We start from the raw sequence: 17,958 nt of genomic DNA on the forward strand, positions 1-17,958 counted from the left end.
GTCAGTTCCCTCCCCGGCCGGCGGGCGCGCCGGTCGTCGGCTCAGGGCGGCCGGGGTGCTCCCCGCCGCGCTCCTTGACGTACGCGGCGGTCGGCACCATCACCTTGCGGCGGAAGACGCACACCAGGGTGCCGTCCTGCTTGTAGCCGCGGGTCTCGACGTGCACGATGCCCCGGTCGTCCTTCGACGAGGACGGCCGCTTGTCCAGCACGGTCGTCTCGCCGTAGATCGTGTCGCCGTGGAAGGTCGGCGCGACGTGCCGCAGCGACTCCACCTCCAGGTTGGCGATCGCCTTGCCCGACACGTCCGGCACCGACATGCCGAGCAGCAGCGAGTAGACGTAGTTGCCGACCACCACGTTGCGGCCGAAGTCGGTCGCCTGCTCCGCGTAGTTGGCGTCCAGGTGCAGCGGGTGGTGGTTCATGGTCAGGAGGCAGAAGAGATGGTCGTCGTACTCGGTGACCGTCTTGCCCGGCCAGTGCTTGTAGAGCGCACCGATCTCGAACTCCTCGTAGGTGCGGCCGAACTGCACGTCATACCTCCAGCTTGTTGGCCAGCCGGATCTCGTCCACGATCCGGCCGATGATCCCGGTGATACCGAAGTCCTTCGGGGTGAACACTGCCGCCACGCCCGCCGCGCGCAGCTGCCTGGCGTCCGCGGCGGGGATGATCCCGCCGACGACCACCGGCACGTCGTCCGCTCCGGCCCGGCGCAGCCGCTCCAGCACGTCCGGCACCAGCGCGGCGTGCGAGCCGGACAGGATCGACAGTCCCACGCAGTGCACGTCCTCGGCGACCGCCGCCGAGACGATCTGCTCGGGGGTCAGCCTGATGCCCTGGTAGACCACCTCGAAGCCGGCGTCGCGGGCGCGCACCGCGATCTGCTCGGCGCCGTTGGAATGCCCGTCCAGGCCGGGCTTGCCGACCAGCAGCCGCAGCCGGCCGCCGCCGAGCTCCGCCGCGGTCGCCGCGACCCGTTCGCGCACCCGCGCCAGCTCGCCGCCCGCCTCGGCGGCGACCGCCACCGGCGCGGACGTCACCCCGGTCGGCGCCCGGAACTCGCCGAAGACCTCCCGCAGCGCGCCCGACCACTCGCCGGTGGTCACTCCGGCCCGCGCGCACTCCACCGAGGCCGCCATCAGGTTCTCCTCGCCCGCGGCCGCCACGCGCAGCGCGGCCAGCGCCCGGTCGGCGCGCGGCTGGTCCCGCTCCGCCCGCCAGCGGCGCAGCGCGGCGACCACCCGCGCCTCGTTGGCCGGGTCCACGGTCATGATCGCGGTGTCCAGGTCGGCGGTGAGCGGGTTGGGCTCGGTCTGCTCGTACACGTTGACCCCGACGATCTTCTCCTGGCCGGACTCGATCCTGGCCCGCCGCGCGGCGTGCGAGGACACCAGCTGCGCCTTGAGGTAGCCGGACTCCACCGCGGCCATCGCGCCGCCCAGCTCCTGGATGTGCTCGATCTCCGCGGTCGCCCGCTCCACCAGCTCGGCGACCTTCGCCTCCACCACGTGCGAGCCGGCGAACAGGTCGTCGTACTCCAACAGGTCGCTCTCGTGCGCCAGCACCTGCTGGATGCGCAGGCTCCACTGCTGGTCCCAGGGCCGTGGCAGGCCCAGCGCCTCGTTCCACGCCGGCAGCTGCACCGCGCGGGCCCGGGCGTCCTTGGACAGCGTCACCGCGAGCATCTCCAGCACGATGCGCTGCACGTTGTTCTCCGGCTGCGCCTCGGTCAGGCCGAGCGAGTTGACCTGCACGCCGTACCGGAAGCGGCGGTGGCGCGGGTCCCGGATGCCGTACCGCTCGCGGGTGACGGTCTCCCAGATCCGGCCGAACGCCCGCATCTTGCACATCTCCTCGACGAAGCGCACCCCGGCGTTGACGAAGAAGGAGATGCGGCCGACCACCTCGCCCCGGCGCTCGCGCGGCACCTGCCCGGAGGCGAACACCGCGTCCAGCACCGCGATCGCCGTGGACATCGCGTACGCGACCTCCTGCACCGGCGTGGCGCCGGCCTCCTGGAGGTGGTAGCTGCAGATGTTGATCGGGTTCCACCTGGGCATCCGCGCGACGGTGTACGCGATCATGTCGGTGGTCAGCCGCAGCGAGGGGCCCGGCGGGAAGACGTGGGTGCCGCGGGACAGGTACTCCTTGACGATGTCGTTCTGCATGGTGCCCTGGAGCGCGGACACGTCGGCGCCCTGCTCCTCGGCGACCACCTGGTACAGCGCCAGCAGCCACATGGCGGTGGCGTTGATGGTCATCGAGGTGTTCATCCGCTCCAGCGGGATGTCCTGGAACAGCCGCCGCATGTCGCCGAGGTGCGCCACGGGCACGCCCACCCGGCCGACCTCGCCGCGGGCCAGCACGTGGTCCGGGTCGTAGCCGGTCTGCGTCGGCAGGTCGAAGGCGACCGACAGCCCGGTCTGCCCCTTGGCGAGGTTGCGGCGGTACAGCTCGTTGGACGCCTCGGCGGTCGAGTGACCGGCGTAGGTGCGCATCAGCCACGGCCGGTCCTTGGTACGGGGCCGGTCCGCGGGCGGCTGCCCGGGGAGGGCCTCCCGGTGCGCGGCAACTCCTCCTGGGAGGCCGTCATCACACGTTCCGGAAGCGGTTGATGGCCGGCAGGCACCGCTCGCGCAGCGCCGGGTCGGTGACGCCCAGCCCCTCGCGGGGAGCCAGCGCGAGGACGCCGACCTTGCCCTGGTGGCGGTTGCGGTGCACGTCGTACGCGGCCTGCCCGGTCTGCTCCAGCGGGTAGGTGCGGGACAGCGTCGGATGGATCTTGCCCTTGGCGATCAGGCGGTTGGCCTCCCACGCCTCGCGGTAGTTGGCGAAGTGCGAGCCGACGATGCGCTTCAGGCTCATCCACAGGTAGCGGTTGTCGTACTGGTGGATGTAGCCGGAGGTCGAGGCGCAGGTCACCACGGTGCCGCCCTTGCGGGTGACGTAGACCGAGGCGCCGAAGGTCTCCCGGCCGGGGTGCTCGAAGACGATGTCCACGTCCTCGCCGCCGGTCAGCTCGCGGATGCGCGCCCCGAACCGCTTCCACTCCCTGGGGTCCTGGGTGTGCTCGTCGCGCCAGAAGCGGTAGTCCTCCGCGGTGCGGTCGATGACCGCCTCGGCGCCCATCGCCCGGCACAGCTCGGCCTTCTCGGGGCTGGAGACCACGCAGACCGGGGTGGCGCCGCCGGCCAGCGCGAACTGCGTGGCGTAGGAGCCGAGGCCGCCGCTGGCGCCCCAGATCAGCACGTTGTCGCCCTGCTTCATGTTCGCGCCGTTGGCGGAGACGAGCTGCCGGTACGCGGTGGAGTTGACCAGGCCGGGCGCGGCGGCCTCCTCCCAGGTGAGGTGGCGCGGCTTGGGCATCAGCTGGTTGGACTTGACCAGGGCGATCTCGGCGAGGCCGCCGAAGTTGGTCTCGAAGCCCCAGATCCGCTGCTCCGGGTCGAGCATGGTGTCGTTGTGGCCGTCGGCGGACTCCAGCTCCACCGACAGGCAGTGCGCGACCACCGCGTCACCGGGCTGCCAGGCGTTGACGCCGGGCCCGGTGCGCAGCACCACGCCGGCCAGGTCGGAGCCGATGACGTGGTACGGCAGGTCGTGCCGCTTGGCGAGCGGGGAGAGCCGGCCGTAGCGCTCCAAAAACCCGAAGGTGGAGACCGGCTCGAAGATCGAGGTCCACACGGAGTTGTAGTTGACCGAGCTGGCCATGACCGCCACCAGCGCCTCGCTGGGCCCGAGTTCGGGCACGGGCACCTGCTCGACGTGGAGCGACTTGCGGGGGTCCTTGTCGCGGCTGGGGATGCCGGCGAACATCTCGGCCTCGTCCTTGTGCACGGTCACCGCGCGGTAGGACTCCGGCAGCGGCAGCGCGGCGAAGTCGGCGGCCGTGGTGTCCGGCGCCATGACCGCGTCCAGGATTTCCTTCATGTGACTCGCCTCCGGCGGTGCGCTCCGGCGCGGTGCGCGACGGCTGTCGCGTCGCGGTCGCGGTCGGGGCGCAGGGGTCGGTGTGGGTGGGGCGGGTGCCGTCGTCGGTTCGGCGAAGACGTGGCGGGTGGAGCGGTGAAGGAGGCGCGCTGTGGCGCGCCGGTGCCTGTGACGCAGGCGTCCGGACCGGGGCGCGGAGGCCCTCGGGACACACGGGGAGCGGTGGTGACCGCACCCCGCCGGTCCGGACGACGACTACCGTATGGCACTGCGTGCCAGTCGTAAAGACACTGCGTGCCAACAATTTCTCTCAAGTGTCACCCCGTCCGCGCACATGAGCAACAGCGGCCGTCCGGGAAGGCCGGACGGCCGCTGTCGGGCGGGCGCGGGGTATGGGGTGTGGGGGACGTGTGGGGGAGGGGCGTGCGGAGGCGCGGGCGGAAGGCGGTCAGGCCCGCCGCAGCGCCTCCTCGATGCTGCGCAGGATCTGCGCGGGTGAGGCGTCGGTACGGGCCACCGCGACCACCACCTCGCCCTGCCGGGAGGCCGAGGCGGAGCCGCTCTCCGACGCTGCCTTGGACGGTATCCGGCCGGACCCGATGCCGGTGCCGAAGGTGGCCTTGATGACGTCGAAGGCGTGGTCGAGCTGCGCCTCCACATCGCCCTTGCCGCCGGCCCGCAGCCAGCGCCGCAGCACGTGGTTGTGCGCCGCGACCACCGCGGACGCGGCCACCTCGGCCAGCAACGGGTCGTCGTCGCCGTCGCGGTGCGCGTCCTCGTCGAAGTGGCCCAGCAGATAGCGGGTGAACAGCCGCTCGTAGCGGGACACCGACGCGATCTCGCGCTCGCGCAGCGTCGGCACCTCGCGGATCAGCCGGTAGCGCTCGACCGAGATCTCCGGCACGTACGCGTACATCCGCAGCACCTCGGTGATGCCCCGGCACACGGTGTCCAGCGGGTGCTCGCGCGGGTCCGCGGAGTCCAGCACGGCCTGCACCCGCACCAGCGTGTCGTCGTGGTCGGGGAAGATCGCCTCTTCCTTGGAGCGGAAGTGCCGGAAGAAGGTGCGCCGGGCGACGCCCGCCGCCGCCGCGATCTCGTCGACGGTGGTGGCCTCGTACCCCTGGCTGCTGAACAACCGCATCGCGGCCGCCGCCAGGTCCTGCCGCACGCGGTGGCGCTGGGCGGCGGCGCGGCGGCCGCCTGCGGTCGCGGCGGGTTCGGTCTTCGCGGACTGCGGCATGTGGGGAACGTAACACGCCGGGCCGGCCGCTCCGGCGGGAGGCGGCCGATCACCGCAACCCGCCGGAAGACCCGGCCGGCCGGCCGCCCCGCGCGCGCCGAGCCGGGCCAGCCCGGCGCCGCGTCCCGGTCCGGCGCCGCGTCCCGCCGGCTCAGCGGCGGGCATACTCGCGGAAGCCCCGGCCGGTCTTGCGACCCAGGCACCCCGCGGACACCAGGTGTTCGAGCAGCGGCGCGGGCGCGAGACCCGGGTCGCGGAACTCCTCGTGCAGCACCTGCTCGATCGCCAGCGACACGTCCAGGCCGATAACGTCGAGCAGTTCGAAGGGCCCCATCGGGTAGCCGCCGCCGAGCTTCATCGCCGCGTCGATGTCGTCCACGCTCGCGTAGTGGTCCTGGACCATCTTCACCGCGTTGTTCAGGTACGGGAACAGCAGCGCGTTGACGATGAACCCGGCCCGGTCGCCGCAGTCCACCGGGTGCTTGCGCAGCCGGCCGCACACCTCGTGCGCGGTCGCCACCACGTCGTCCCCGGTCAGCACGGTGCGCACCACCTCGACCAGCTTCATCGCCGGAGCCGGGTTGAAGAAGTGCATGCCCACCACGTCCTGCGGGCGGCGGGTGGCCGTGGCGATCGCCACCACCGGCAGCGAGGACGTCGTCGTGGCCAGCACCGCGCCGGGCCGGCACACCTCGTCCAGCGCCCCGAACAGCCGCTGCTTGACCGCCAGGTCCTCGGCGACCGCCTCCACCACCAGGTCCGCGTCCGCGAACGGCTCGTACGAACCGGCCGCCGTCACCGCGCCCAGCGCCGCGTCCCGCTGCTCCGCGGTCAGCCGCCCCTTGGCGACCGAGCGGTCCAGCGAACCGGCCAGGCGCGCCACCGCCCGCTCGGCCTTCTCCGCGCCGCGGGCGGCGAGCACCACCTCGAAGCCCGCCTTGGCGAACACCTCGGCGATGCCGGTGGCCATCGTGCCGGACCCGGCGACGCCGACCCGCCGCACCGGGCGGCCGGCCACCCGGCCTGCGGCCTGACCCGCGGCCGGCCCGTCGGGCACCACGACCGCGCTGCCCGGCGCCTCGTAGCGGTAGAAGCCGCGGCCGGTCTTGCGGCCCAGCAGCCCGGCCGCGGTGAGCTGCCGCAGGATCGGCGCGGGCGCGTGCAGCCGGTCCCTGGTCGCCTCGTACATCGCGTCCAGGACGGTGGTGGCGGTGTCCACGCCGATCAGGTCCAGCAGCGCCAGCGGGCCCATCGGCAGCCCGCAGCCCAGCCGCATCGCGGCGTCGATGTCCTCGCGCCCGGCGTAGCGCGACTCGTACATCGCCGCGGCCTGGTTGAGGTAGCCGAAGAGCAGCCCGTCGGCGATGAAGCCGGGGCGGTCGCCGACCGGCACCGGCTCCTTGCCGAGGCTGCGCACCAGCGCGGTCACCGCGGCGGTGGCCTCCGGCGAGGTCAGCACCGTCGCGACCACCTCGACCAGCTTCATCGCGGGCGCGGGCGCGAAGAAGTGCAGGCCGAGCACGCGGTCCGGGCGGGCGGTCTCGGCGGCGAGCCGGGTGACCGACAGCGCGTTCGTCCCGGTGGCCAGGATCGCGCCCGGCTTCACGATCCGGTCCAGCTCCCTGAAGACCTCGCGCTTGGCGGCGTACCGCTCGTCGACCACCTCGATCACGAGGTCGGCCTCGGCGGCGGCCCGCAGGTCGGGGAAGGTGCGGAAACGGGCCAGCGCGGCGGTGCGCTCGGCCGCGGTGATCCGGCCGCGCTCGACCGCGTGGGCGGTGCCGCGCTCCAGGTCCGCGGCGGCGCGCCGGGCGGCGGCCGGATTCACGTCGACGCCGATCACCTCGTGGCCGGCGCGGGTGAGCACCTCGGCGATGCCGGCGCCCATGGTGCCCAGGCCCACGACGGCGATCAGGGCGAGCGGCGCGGCGTCGTCCGGAGCCGGGCCGGCGGTGCGTCCGGGGCGGGCGGCCGGCGCGGCGGCGGCCTCGGCGTGCGGGGTGGCGTGCGGGGTGGCGCGCGGGTTCGCGGGCGCGTCGGCGCGCGGCGCGGGCGCGGCCGGGACGTGCAGGCCGGGGGCGGCCGGGGCCGTATGCGCGGCCACGCGCGCGGGGGCGGAGGCTTCCATGGGGGCGGGAGGCTCCGCAGAGGCAGGGGTACGGGAGGGACGGTCCATCGCGTGACTCCAGACGCTGCTGGGGAGTGGGGTGGAGTCGCGGGCCGATCGCGCCTGTGGGCGCGCCCGCGCTGACCTGGCGGGCCCTGTCCCGGGGCCGCGCCGCGATGTGCCGAACCGACTGCGGTAGCCGTACGGGCGAACGGGGCTGCGTCACCGGCCGCCGTACGCCTCCCCCTGAGGGTAACCGGCGAGTAACTTCCGCGCTACCCCTGTGCGCAGATGAATTCCGCGGGGTTCAAATGAGCGGGGTGGGTGCGACGCCCGGGGCACGCGGGCGCGGTGCGCGGGCGCGGTGCGCGGGCGCGGTGTTCGCGGGCGGCGGGCCCTGGACCGTGTGGGGGCGCTGGTCCGGAGGCGGCGGTCGGCAGCGCCGGCCACGGGCCGGCCGGAGCGCGTATCCCGGCCAGCCGAGGGCGCGGATCCTGGGCCGGCGGCCGGCGGCCGGCGACCGGTGACCGGTGATCGGCGACCGGTGATCGGCGGCCGGTGATCGGCGACCTGCGGCGTCGCCGCCGTGCCGGTCGGCGACACCGCTCTGCGCGTCGGGGTCGGCCGCTCGGTCAGCCCGTCGGCTGCTCAGGAGCGGCCGCGCTGGCTGCGTTCCGCAGGTCGCGGGCGTAGCGCACCTCGCTCAGGGACACGCCGTCGAAGGTGTCGGTGGCCTCCGTGCCGTCCGGGGCGAAGCCGGCGGCGGCGTAGAAGCGGCGGGCGCGGGCGTTGTCGGCGAGCACCCACAGCAGCAGGCGCTCGCGACCCTGCGCCGCGGCCTGCCGGACGACCTCGGCCATCAGCGCGCGGCCGACGCCGCGCCCGGCCCACTCCGGCCGCAGGTAGAGCGCGTACAACTCGCAATCCGCCGTGGTGTCCGGCTCACCGCGGTACGGCCCGAACGCCGCCCAGCCGACGACGCGTTCCCGGGCGCTGCCGCCCGACGCGGAGTCGTCCCGCGGGGAGTCGCCCCGCGCGCTGCCGCCTGCCGCGGAACTGTCCCGCGTGCCGCCGCCCGTCGCGGAGCCGCCCTGCGGGGAGTCGTCCCGCGGGGAGCCGCCCCGCGCGCTGGCGCCCGCCGCGGAGCCGTCCTCCGGGGAGTCGCCCCGCGCGCCGCCGCCCGACGCGGAGTCGTCCCGTACCACCGCGAGGAGGTTCCGCACCCGGCCCCGCGACGTCGCGAAGAACTCCCGCCGCCGCGCCGCGTCCTCTGCCGGGTCCATCGTTGCGAGATAGCCGGCCGGCACGATCCCCTCGTAGGCCCACTGCCAGCCGCGCACCCGGATCTCGGAGACCACGGGCACGTCGGCCTCGTCCATCGCGCGAATCGCCACCGTCACCATGCACGGAGGGTAGACCGCTCACAGCAGCGTCAGCTGGGTGTTTTCCGGCGGGTCCGCGGGCCCGGCGCCCGGCGCGGCGCCGCCGTCCGGGAGGTCCGCGGCGGCGGGGCCATCACCGGGCGCGGGGCGGTGCGCCCCGCGCCCGTCCGCCGCCGCGGACCCGTCTTCCCGCGCCGGGGCGCCGAACCGCCGCCGCGGCTGCCCCCGCTGCCCCGGCCCGCAGCCGAACTCGGCCGCGAACTCGTGCACCTGGCGGGTGATCCGGCGCTGGTACCACTTCGGGGCGTACGCGCCGTCCGCGTACAGCGCTTCGTACCGCCGCACCAGGTGCGGGTGAGTGCGGGCCAGCCACGCCATGTACCACTCGCGCGCGCCCGGCCGCAGGTGCAGCGTCAGCGGCGTGATCGACGTCGCGCCGGCCGCCGCCACCGCCCGCACGGTGGCGCGCAGTTGCTCGGGGGAGTCGGTGAGGAACGGCAGCACGGGCGCCATCAGCACGGCCGCGGGTATCCCGTTCTCGCGCAGGGTGCGGCAGACCGCCAGTCGAGTCTGAGGGGAAGGAGTGCCCGGTTCCACGCTGCGCCACAGCTCGCCGTCGGTGAAGCCGACGGACAGCGCGACGGACACATCGGTGACGCTCGCGGCCTGCCGCACCAGTTCCAGGTCGCGCAGGATCAGCGAGCCCTTGGTGAGGATCGAGAACGGGTTCGCGCGGTCCCGCAGCGCGGTGAGGATGCCGGGCATCAGCCGGTACCGGCCCTCCGCCCGCTGGTAGCAGTCGACGTTGGTGCCCATGGCGACGTGCTCGCCCTGCCAGCGCGGCGAGGCCAGCTCCCGGCGCAGCAGCTCCGGGGCGTTCACCTTCACCACGATCTGGCTGTCGAAGTCGTGCCCGGTGTCGAGGTCCAGATAGCTGTGCGTCCTGCGGGCGAAGCAGTACACGCACGCGTGCGAGCAACCCCGGTACGGGTTCACCGTCCATTCGAACGGCATCCGCGAGGCGCCCGGCACCCGGTTCAGGATGCTGCGGGCGCGGACCTCGTGGAAGGTGATGCCGCGGAACTCCGGGGTGTCGAAGGTCCGCGTCGTCACCGCGTCCGCCGCGAACAGCGCCCCTTCCGATGTGTGGCTGCCCAGTGCGTCCCAGCGCATCGCGCCCTCCTCTCGTCGTCCCCCCGGGTTCCGCCGCCCTCTGCCGGCGCTCCGCCGCCCCGCGTCGGGGCCCGGCTCCCCACAATAGAACAAAGATTCGATACGTGCGTGTGGTTGGCTTGGGCGACACGTGAAGAACCGACGTGCACGGCCGCCGCGGCGGACCGGCGCGGCGGACACGAACCGAGGAGAACCCATGGCGCTGGTCGATGCCACCACGGAGCGGATCGTCGCGGCGGAGCCGGAGAAGGTGTACGAGGCGCTCGCCGACTACTCCGGCACCCGCGGCCGCATCCTTCCCGGCCAGTTCAGCGAGTACGAGGTGACCGCCGGCGGCACCGGCGCGGGCACGGTGGTGCACTGGCGGCTGCAGGCCACCAGCAAGCGGGTGCGCGACTGCCTCTTCGACGTCACCGCCCCCACCGCGGGCCAGTTGGTGGAGACCGACCGCAACTCCACGATGGTGAACACCTGGACCGTGACCCCGGCCGGCAGCGGCCGCAGCAAGGTCGTGGTAAGCACCACCTGGCAGGGCGCGACCGGCGTCGGCGGCTTCTTCGAGCGCACGTTCGCCCCCAAGGGGCTCAACCGCATCCACGACGAGCTGCTCGCCGCCCTCGCGGCGCAGGTCGAGGGGCCCGCGCAGGCGTAGCGCCGCAACGAGCGGTCATTCCGCGGGTTTCGTGATCGTTCACCGATAAGGGTGGTTTCGCCAACTTCCTGGGAATCGTCGCCCTCGTCCCTCGTTGTCGCCTCGTGCGGGAAACGTGGCGGAGCGGACGGGACGAGGGGAGCGGGGAGTGAGCGGCAGCACGCTGGCCGATCGCACGGCGGCGGACGAGGAGGGGCCGGGCGGCGCGGACGCCGGACGCGCGGCGGCGGCCGACGGGGGCGCGGCGGCCGACGGGGGTGTGGCGGCGGACGTCGGGCACGCGGCGGCCGACGGGGGCGCGGCCGGGAAGGCGGCCGCCCCGGCACGGGACGACCCGGGCGGCGCCGCGCGGCCCGTCCCCGGCGGCGCGCCACCCGCCGCCGAGACACTGAGCCCGCGCCGGGTCCGGCTGGTCTTCCTCGGCCTCATGCTGGCCCTGCTGCTCGCCGCGCTCGACCAGATGATCGTGGCCACCGCGCTGCCCAAGATCGTCGGCGAGCTGCACGGCCTGGACAAGATGTCCTGGGTCGTCACCGCCTACCTGCTGGCCTCGACCATCGGCCTGCCCATCTACGGCAAGCTCGGCGACATCTTCGGCCGCAAGGCCGTCTTCCAGTTCGCGATCCTGACCTTCGTGGTCGGCTCGGCGCTCGCCGCCTGGTCGCAGACCATGGACGAGCTGATCGCGTTCCGCGCCGTGCAGGGCATCGGCGGCGGCGGGCTGATGATCGGCGTGCAGGCGATCATGGCCGACATCGTGCCGCCCCGGCAGCGCGGCCGGTACATGGGCCTGATCGGCGCCGCCTTCGGTCTCGCCTCGGTGGCCGGACCGCTGCTCGGCGGCTTCTTCACCGACCACGCCTCCTGGCGCTGGTGCTTCTCCATCAACGTGCCCTTCGGCCTGATCACCCTCGCCATGGTCACCGCGGTGCTGAAACTGCCCAAGCCCGCCGTCCGCCCCAAACTCGACGTCCTCGGCGCGCTGCTGCTCGCCGGCGGCTCCACCTGCCTGGTGCTGCTGACCACCTGGGGCGGCGGCACCTACGCCTGGCGGTCCAGGGAGATCCTCGGCCTCGGCGCCGGCGCCCTGGTGTGCGCGCTGCTGTTCCTGCTGGTCGAGCACCGCGCCGCGGAACCCGTCATCCCCCTGCGGCTGTTCCGCGACGGCGTCTTCAACACCACCGCCGTCGTCGGCGGCGTGGTGGGCGTCGCGCTCTTCGGCGCCGCCAGCTACCTGCCGACCTTCCTGCAGATGGTGGACGGCGCCAGCGCGACCGGCTCCGGGCTGCTGATGCTGCCCATGATGCTCGGCGTGGTGCTCGCCTCCATCGTCGGCGGCCAGCTGATCAGCCGCACCGGCCGCTACAAGATCTTCCCGATCCTCGGCGGCGCGCTCTCCGCGGTGGGCATGTACCTGCTGTCGCTGCTGGACGCCGACACCCCGCGGGTGGAGTACAGCGTCTACATGGCCGTCCTCGGCCTGGGCATCGGCATGATCATGCCGGTCCTGGTGCTGGCCGTGCAGAACTCCGTGCGGCCGGCCGACATCGGCCCGGCGACCAGCGCCAACAACTACTTCCGGCAGATCGGCGGCTCGGTCGGCGCCGCCGTCTTCGGCACCCTGTTCGCCGACCGGCTGGCCACCCGGCTGACCGCCGAGCTGCCGCGCGGCGCCACCCTCCCCGACCCCGAGTCGATCACCCCGCAACTGGTCCGCACGCTGCCCGCCCCGGTGCGCGACGGCTACATCGCCGCCTACGCCGAGGCCATGCCGCGGATCTTCCTCTACCTGGTGCCGGTGCTCGTCCTCGGCTTCCTCTTCGCCTTCCTGCTCAAGGAGAAACCTCTGGTGTCCCAGCACGGCCCCGCCGCCCCGGCGGCCCACGACCCCGCCTTCGACCCGGCGTTCGACAACACCGCCTACGACCCGCACTACGACCCGCCGCGCACCCCGGCGGCCGGCACGCTGACCGCCGACCCGGAGCACCGGACCGAGGCGGTGCCCGGCGCCCGGCGCGGCACCGGCGGCGGCGTCCCGGTGTGCGGCACCGTGCAGCACTCCGACGGCACCAGCGTGGGCCGCGCCGCGCTCACCCTGATCGACGGCGCCGGGCAGCAGGTCGGCCGCGGCGCCACCGCGCAGGACGGCCGGTACGCACTGAGCACCCCCGGCAGCGGCAGCTACGTGCTGATCGCCTCGGCCGGCGGCCACCAGCCGCAGGCGGTCACCGTCACCGTCGGCGACCACCCGGTGGAGCTGGACGTGGTGCTGGGCGGCGCCGGGCGGCTGGCCGGCACCGTGCACACCGCGGACGGCACCCCGGTCAGGGACGCGATCGTCACCCTGACCGACGTGCGCGGCGACGTGGTGGCCACCGCCCGCAGCGGCCGCGAGGGCGGCTACCTGCTGACCGAACTCGTCGCCGGCGAGTACACCCTGGCCGCCAGCGCGCCCGCCTTCCGCCCGGCGGCCATGCCGGTGTCACTGCAGGCCGCCCGCGAGACCCGGCAGGACGTGGAGCTGGCCGGCGGCGCGGTGCTGCGCGGCGTCGTGCGGGCCCCCGGCGGACGGCTGGTGGAGGACGCGCGGGTGACGCTCCTCGACGCGGCGGGGAACGTGGTGGACTCGGTCACCACCGGCCCCGACGGCCACTTCCGGTTCGTGGACCTCGCCGCGGGGGAGTACACCGTGATCGCCGCGGGCTACCCGCCGGTGGCCACCGTCCTCCAGGTGGCCGGCGGCGGCCGCACCGAGCGCGACCTGCAGCTCGGCCACGTGGACTGAGAACCGCCCGGGTGTTGTCAGCCGCCGCCCGCGGAGACCTTGGCCAGGCCCCCGGGCGGCGCGCCCGCGCCCTCGTCCGGCTTCTCGTCCTTCGGGCACTGCGTCCCGCGGATCTGCGAGTAGCTCCCGCCGATCCGGTACGTCCCGGCGGCCGGCGCGTACAGCCGTGTCCAGTCGCCGTCCGAGGTCAGGCAGCCGTGCTTGTTGTCGTCGGCGCCCTCGATGCCCAGCACCGGCGACCACGGGATGCGCAGTAGCACCGAGCCGGGCCGCGGCATCGTCACCGACAGCTCCGCCGGCCCCGCCTCGTTGACCACCGCGGGGGGATCGGCCAGCGGCAGGGCCCCGGTCACCTCGTACAGCTTCCAGTGCGCGTCCTGCCACACCGGGCGCAGCCAGTCGTTGTTGCCGGCGGCGACGATCTTCGCCTCGGCCACCGCAGCGCCGTCCGGCCGGTCCGAGGGCAGCACCACGTAGTTGACGCTCCAGTTGCGCAGCCAGTCGCGGTAGGTGTCGGCGGTCAGGGTGCCGTCGTAGAACAGCGGGTTGCGCTCCACGTCGGCCTGACGGTTCCAGCCGCGGGCCAGGTTGACGTAGGGCGACAGGCCCGACGCCTCCCAGTGGGTGCGCAGCGGCACCACCTCGACGCGGCCGCGGTCGGCCTTGACCTGCCGCAGCTCGCTGATCAGCGGGGCCGCGTACTTGATGGTGGAGGCGACCGCCGAGGTGTTCACCTGGTCCACGATCGGCTTGGCGATCTGCCAGGCGGCGACGCCGGCGAAGGCCAGCCACAGGATCACCGACCGGCGGGTGCCCCACTTGCTGGCCATCGCGATGATCAGCAGCACCGTGCCGCCGAAGAGCAGCGCCAGCCGCTCGACGTTGCTCCCGATGGGTGACGGGATGATGTAGGTGAGCCCCACGCCCAGGGCGTACACCCAGGTGCCCAGGTGCAGCGAGCGCCAGGATTTCGGCACCACGAAGGCGGTCACCACGGCGGTGGCGAAGGGGATGATGGCGAAGTACCAGGCGAACGGCTGCACCCCGTAGAAGGGGAAGAGCAGCGAGGTCGCGCCGACCACCAGCGGCGGCATCACGGCCAGCACGTACGCCTCGTTGCGCCGGCCGGTCAGGAACAGCGAGGCGGCCACCACCAGCAGGAACAGGCCGGCGACCGGGCTGCACATGGTGGCGAAGGCGGTCAGCACCGCGACCGCGGCCAGCCGGGACGACCGGCCGCGCGCGGCCCGCTCGGCGGGGAACAGCAGCACCGTGGCGCCCAGCGCGAAGAGCATGCCCAGGGCGAACGTCACCCGGCCGGAGACGACGTCACACCAAAGAGCGAACACCGTCCACAGCACCGGCAGCAGCGGGCGCTGCACCCGGGCCCGCAGCAGCATCGCGGTCGCCACCGTCGCCGACAGCGTCCCGGCGATCACCGCGGTCGTCCGCACCCCCAGCACGGCCATGATGTACGGCGACAGGATGCTGTACGACGCCGGGTGCATGCCGCCGTACCAGGACAGGTTGTACGAGGCCGACGGGTGCGCCCGTATGAAGTCCGTCCAGGCGTACTGCGCGGCCATGTCGCCGGAGTCCTTGGCCAGGAACAGCGCCCAGAGCAGGTGCAGCACCGCGGCGGCCGCGGTGGCCAGGAAGATCGGATGGCGCGGGTCCAGCCATCGCAGAAGAGCCCGAGGTCCCCCGACCGGGGCCAGGCGCGCGGGCTGCCAGGTGGTCACGTGGCCTCTTCCGTCAGCGGTACGTCAGCGGGTGCCTCGGCGGCTGCGAGCCCCCGGCCGGGGTCCCGACCGGCGGGGGGCCGAACTGGTGCCGCGAGGTTTCCGGCCATAGTTCGAACACAGGTGTTTGGACGCTAGCACGCCCGGTTCGGTTGCTCGCGCGCGGGCGTGCGCCGGTTTCGTGCGATGCCTCCCCCGCCGGGTGGTCCCGGCCGTACGGTGGTAGCGGCACCGCAGATCTTGTGCCGGGGGGTCCGCAGCAAGGGGGCGGCTCTCCCATGGCCCGGCCCGGGAAGCAGCCCGGCCGGCCCGCGGGCGCCACGGGAAGGAGCCCCACGAACCATGGACCCCCGTCACCTTCAAGGCGGTCCCGGCGGTGCGGAACCGGCCGCCGGCCCGGCCCCCGGCCCCGCCGTCCCCGTGCTTCCCGTCGCTCCCGCTGGTCCTGTCCCATCCCCTGTTCCTCATGCCCACGGGGAGCGCGGCGAATCCGGCGAAGGCGGCGAGTTCGGCGTGTCCGGGCGGATTCCCCTCGCAGTGGTCGTCGTGGACGGCGAGGGGCTGGTCTCCCACTGGAGCTCCGGCGCCGGGCGGCTGTTCGGACGGCCACGCGAGGAGGCCGTGGGCCGCGCCGCGGCCGATCTGCTGCCGGTCAGCGGCGCGCTGACCGGCGACGCCGGCTACCCGACGGCCGGCCGGGCCCGGGTCTTCGACGCGCCGGACCGGCCCGGCGGCGTCCTGGACCTGCTGTGGTGGGCCTACCCGCTGGTCGGCCCCGGCCCCGAGCGGCTGCTGGTGCTGGCCGCGGACGCGGCCCGGGTGCTCCCGGAGCCGGCCGCGGCGACGGCCGCGGGGCGGGCCGGGACGTCCGGCCAGGACCCGGCCGTGGAGCAGGACCCCGCTCCGGGCCGGGACCCCGCCGCGCTCGTGGAGCGGATCGCCCCGGGCTTCGCGCTGCACACCGAGTTCGACGGCGCCGACGAACTCGCCCGCCGGCTGCCGGAGATCCTGCCCAGCATGAACCCGCTGGACAGCGCCAGGATCGTCGCCCAGGTGCTCGAACTGGGCTACCCGGTGCTGGAGATCAGCCTGGCACGACCGGGTGCCGGTCACCCCCGACTGGGGCGTGCCGCGCCGGGTGGAGCGGCAGGCCAGACGGCGTGCCGCGGCCGCCGCCGCGGCCCTCGACCCGGACGCGGTGCCCGAGGAGGACCTGGCGCCCGACCTGGAGTACGCCGCGGTCCGCGAGCACCTGGAGTTCCTCAACGAGGTCAGCGGCCGGATCGGCAGCTCGCTGGACCTGGCGCGCACCGTCCAGGAGGTCAGCGCCGCGGTGGTGCCGCGGTTCACCGACGTCGCCGGCACCTATCTGCGCGAACAGGTGCTGGCCGGCGAGGGCTTCCCGGACGGGCCGCCCGACGTCACCACGATGTGGCACCGGGTCGCCCTGGAGCACACCGACGAGCCCGGCCGCTGGGACGACGTGGTGCCGGTCGGCGAGTCCATGCCGTTCCCCGCGCAGACCCCGTTCTTCCAGTGCATGACCACGGGTGAGCCCGTGCTGGTGCCGCGCATCACCGAGGAGGCGGGCAACGCGATCGCCGCGCAGTTCCCCAAGCGCGACATCAGCCCGCTGATCAACAACCGCTCGATGCTGGTGGTGCCGCTCAAGGCGCGCGACGTCGTGCTGGGCTTCATGATCCTGCTGCGGCACCGCGAGCGCCCGGCGTTCAACGACATGGACCGCGTCACCGGCGCGGAACTCGCCGCCCGGGCCGGCCTGGTGCTGGACAACGCCCGCATGTACACGTACCAGGAGAACGTCGCCGACACCCTGCAGGACAGCATGCTGCCGCGCATCCCGGCGCGGATGCCGGGCTGCGACGTGGCCACCCGCTACCTGCCGGGCACGCTGCTGGGCCGGGTCGGCGGCGACTGGTTCGACACCATCAAGCTGCCGGGTTCGCGGCTGGCCCTGGTGGTCGGCGACGTGATGGGCCACGGGCTGAACTCCGCGGCGATGATGGGCCAGTTCAGGACCGCCGTGCAGACCATGGCCGCGCTCGACATGCCGCCCGCGCAACTGCTGCGCACCCTGGACGACCTGGCCCAGCGGCTCGGCGAGCAGTATCTGGCCACCTGCCAGTACGTCGTCTACGACCCGGTGGAGTCCGAGCTGCTGATCGCCAACGCCGGGCACATCCCGCCGGTGCTGGTGCGCGCCGCGGACGGCCGCGGCGAACTGCTGGACGTGCCCAGCGGCGCCCCGCTGGGCGTCGGCGGCGTGGCGTTCGAGGAGGTCAGGGTGCCGGTGGCGGCGGGCGACCGGCTGCTGCTGTGCACCGACGGCCTGGTGGAGGTGCGCGGGCAGGACATCGGCGCGGGCCTGGCCGCCCTGTGCGAGAGCGCCGCGCACCCGGCGGCCTCCATGGACGACGCGTGCGACGCGGTGATCCGCGCGCTCAACCCGCGCGGCGGGCGCAAGGACGACGTGGCGCTGCTGATGGCCCGCCTCGGCGGCATTCCGCGCGAGGACGTGGCCGCCTGGGAGCTGGAGATCGACCCCCGCGAGGTGGGCAGGGCGCGCCGGCTGGTCCGCGAGGCGCTGCGCGGCTGGGGCCTGGACGCGGTCGCCGACACCGCGGAGCTGCTGGTCGGCGAGGTGGTGACGAACGCGGTCCGGCACGCCCACACCCGCCGGGTGGGCCTGCGCCTGGTGCGCGCCGACGCGCTGTTGTGCGAGGTCGCCGACGACGACCACGAGGTGCCGGTGCTGCTGGCCGCCGAGCCGACCGACGAGGGCGGCCGGGGCCTGCGGATCGTCAGCCGGCTGGCCCGCGAGTGGGGCGTCAGCCGCACAGCGCAGGGCAAGACGGTGTGGTTCGAGCAGACGCTGCCGCGCCGGGCGGCACGCTGACGTACGGCCGCCGCGCCGGGCGGCGGG

At 74.3% G+C, this 17,958-nt stretch carries 9 protein-coding genes and 2 pseudogenes; 3 read left to right on the top strand and 8 right to left on the bottom strand.

Annotated elements, in window-relative coordinates; translation table 11 throughout:
- Nucleotide 1: 1 nt before the first annotated feature.
- From VSR01_RS32175 to VSR01_RS32205, 7 genes and pseudogenes are all read right to left on the bottom strand, one after another.
- A complete protein-coding gene (locus tag VSR01_RS32175; RefSeq protein WP_326452514.1) occupies nucleotides 2-532 on the bottom strand; it encodes a MaoC family dehydratase in 531 nt (176 codons plus the stop codon).
- Nucleotide 533: 1 nt separating this feature from the next.
- On the bottom strand, nucleotides 534-2,777 hold the full coding sequence (locus tag VSR01_RS32180) for a protein meaA (protein ID WP_326453940.1): 2,244 nt from the start codon (nucleotides 2,775-2,777) through the stop codon (nucleotides 534-536).
- Nucleotides 2,707-3,930, bottom strand: a pseudogene (gene ccrA, locus VSR01_RS32185) (crotonyl-CoA carboxylase/reductase); the annotation flags it as partial. The gene VSR01_RS32180 and the pseudogene ccrA, both read right to left, overlap by 71 nt.
- A 448-nt stretch (nucleotides 3,931-4,378) precedes the next feature.
- Nucleotides 4,379-5,173 carry a TetR family transcriptional regulator gene (locus VSR01_RS32190; RefSeq protein ID WP_326452515.1) on the bottom strand — a complete coding sequence of 265 codons (795 nt, stop codon included), beginning with the start codon at nucleotides 5,171-5,173 and terminating at the stop codon, nucleotides 4,379-4,381.
- 151 nt (nucleotides 5,174-5,324) lie between these two features.
- A complete protein-coding gene (locus tag VSR01_RS32195; protein ID WP_326452516.1) occupies nucleotides 5,325-7,301 on the bottom strand; it encodes a 3-hydroxyacyl-CoA dehydrogenase family protein in 1,977 nt (658 codons plus the stop codon).
- Nucleotides 7,302-7,912: 611 nt separating this feature from the next.
- The gene (locus tag VSR01_RS32200; protein WP_326452517.1) at nucleotides 7,913-8,683 is read right to left on the bottom strand and encodes a GNAT family N-acetyltransferase; all 771 of its coding nucleotides are present in this window, start codon (nucleotides 8,681-8,683) and stop codon (nucleotides 7,913-7,915) included.
- Nucleotides 8,684-8,701: 18 nt separating this feature from the next.
- Nucleotides 8,702-9,835 (bottom strand): Rv2578c family radical SAM protein, encoded by a 1,134-nt coding sequence (locus VSR01_RS32205; RefSeq protein ID WP_326452518.1) that lies wholly within the window; start codon nucleotides 9,833-9,835, stop codon nucleotides 8,702-8,704.
- Between the two features lie 196 nt (nucleotides 9,836-10,031).
- Between VSR01_RS32205 and VSR01_RS32210 the strand changes: the two genes are divergently transcribed.
- Both VSR01_RS32210 and VSR01_RS32215 read left to right on the top strand, forming a co-directional pair.
- Entirely contained in the window at nucleotides 10,032-10,487 is a 456-nt protein-coding gene (locus tag VSR01_RS32210) for an SRPBCC family protein (protein WP_326452519.1), read from the top strand.
- A gap of 148 nt (nucleotides 10,488-10,635) precedes the next feature.
- Nucleotides 10,636-13,272 (top strand): MFS transporter, encoded by a 2,637-nt coding sequence (locus tag VSR01_RS32215; protein WP_442785594.1) that lies wholly within the window; start codon nucleotides 10,636-10,638, stop codon nucleotides 13,270-13,272.
- 17 nt (nucleotides 13,273-13,289) lie between these two features.
- Here VSR01_RS32215 and VSR01_RS32220 read toward each other — a convergent pair whose 3' ends face one another.
- Nucleotides 13,290-15,014, bottom strand: a complete 1,725-nt coding sequence (locus tag VSR01_RS32220) for an MFS transporter (RefSeq protein ID WP_326452520.1) — start codon at nucleotides 15,012-15,014, stop codon at nucleotides 13,290-13,292.
- Nucleotides 15,015-15,527: 513 nt separating this feature from the next.
- Between VSR01_RS32220 and VSR01_RS32225 the strand changes: the two are divergent.
- A pseudogene (locus VSR01_RS32225) lies at nucleotides 15,528-17,931 on the top strand (SpoIIE family protein phosphatase).
- The last annotated feature ends 27 nt before the right edge of the window (nucleotides 17,932-17,958 follow it).

Source organism: Actinacidiphila sp. DG2A-62 (genome assembly GCF_035825295.1).
In the GTDB taxonomy this organism is placed as follows: Bacteria; Actinomycetota; Actinomycetes; order Streptomycetales; family Streptomycetaceae; genus Actinacidiphila.